Genomic DNA, 1,024 nt, shown 5'->3' on the forward strand with positions numbered 1-1,024 from the left:
GGCGTTGTTTCCTAAAAGTTTGAACTATCTTGCCAGCCTGTGATCAGATCATCTATATCCTACTAGCCTGTGCAACAACAATGAGCAAAATCACAAACTGGTCTCACTATAATCAAGCCCTCGTTAACCGCGGTAATATTCGCTTCTGGTTTGACGAAAAAGCAACGCGTCATTGGTATAACGAATGTACTCACGGTGGGCGTGGCCGCTCTAATCATTTCTCTGATCTTGCTATTGAAACTTGCTTAACACTCAAAGCTGTCTTTGGCTTATCGTTCAGGGCACTACAAGGGTTCACACAATCGGTATTATCTTTGATGAAGCTTCCGCTTGAAGCCCCAACCTACAGTTGTCTGTGTAAGCGCAGTGCTGAGTTGAATATTAAATTTCGCAGTAAAGCCCGCACCACTGGATTTGTAGATATTGTAGTTGATAGCACAGGACTTAAGGTGTTTGGCGAAGGTGAATGGCATGCACAGAAGCACCACGTAAAGGCAAGAAAAAAGTGGCGAAAACTGCACCTTGCGGTGGATGCCAACACGCATGATATTGTGGGGGCGCAAATGACGCTCAGTAACGTCACCGACGGCGAGACCCTCCAAGATTTGATAAGACCATTACGTCGGCGTATAGATAGAGTGAGCGCTGATGGTGCTTATGATAGCCGCCGCTGCTATGCAGAAATAACTGAAAAAGGCGCGATACCTGTTATCCCGCCGAGAGAGAATGCACGCCTGTGGACTGATAAGCATCCACGCAATGAGGCTGTCATGTTGTGCAATAAGTTAGGAATCACACAATGGAAAAAGCTCAGTGGATATCATGTTCGCTCATTAGCAGAAACAGCGATGTACCGTTTTAAACAGTTGATGGGGGCTAAGCTAAATGCGCGTGATTACAATCGCCAACTGGTTGAAGCGATGATCAAAGTGAAGGCGCTAAATAAGATCAACACCCTTGGTCTGCCTAAATATCAGTAAGTTAAGTGAATTTGTTAGAGAGTTGCATTTGATCAACAAGGCCC

Annotated in this window: 1 protein-coding gene; it reads left to right on the forward strand. The window is 45.4% G+C overall.

Going from position 1 to position 1,024, the window contains the following annotated elements:
* Positions 1–80: 80 nt before the first annotated feature.
* Complete coding sequence (locus JIG37_RS13370; RefSeq protein WP_199529550.1) at positions 81–980, forward strand: IS5 family transposase; 900 nt, start codon at positions 81–83, stop codon at positions 978–980.
* Positions 981–1,024 lie beyond the last annotated feature (44 nt).

It is taken from the genome of Pseudoalteromonas sp. bablab_jr010 (genome assembly GCF_016464105.1).
Lineage (GTDB): Bacteria > Pseudomonadota > Gammaproteobacteria > Enterobacterales > Alteromonadaceae > Pseudoalteromonas > Pseudoalteromonas simplex.